Origin of the sequence: Planktothrix sp. PCC 11201 (genome assembly GCF_900009135.1) — a bacterium.
In the GTDB taxonomy this organism is placed as follows: Bacteria; Cyanobacteriota; Cyanobacteriia; order Cyanobacteriales; family Microcoleaceae; genus Planktothrix.
The window spans coordinates 1-276 of sequence record NZ_LT797762.1 but is presented as its reverse complement, the minus strand read 5'-3'; the positions used below and the strand labels follow the sequence as shown (position 1 = coordinate 276).

At 40.2% G+C, this 276-nt stretch carries 1 protein-coding gene; it reads right to left on the bottom strand.

Annotation, left to right across the window (positions count from 1 at the left end; translation table 11 throughout):
* Nucleotides 1-197 (bottom strand): helix-turn-helix domain-containing protein (locus PL11201_RS25585; RefSeq protein ID WP_144017904.1); only part of this gene is annotated, 197 nt, incomplete at its 3' end.
* Nucleotides 198-276: the final 79 nt, after the last annotated feature.

Sequence of the window (276 nt, the reverse complement as noted above, 5' to 3'; positions counted from 1 at the left end):
CATTTGTGCAACACTTCTCTGACAGTCTGTGCCGTCCAATTGAAATAAGTTGCTATTTTTTCGACGTACCAACCTTGTGAGTTTAAGCGAATCACTTCGGCTCGGTCTTTAACTTTCTGTGGTATATCTGCTGTTCTCAGGTTGAACAGGGTTTTGTCTTGCTCACGAGTTAGAAATACCCTTAAACGAGCACCCATATTTTCATGACCTCGGTAGATTTCTTCTTCCTCTTTATTTATCTTTACATACTTTCGTTTCTTCCTGCCTACCTACTTA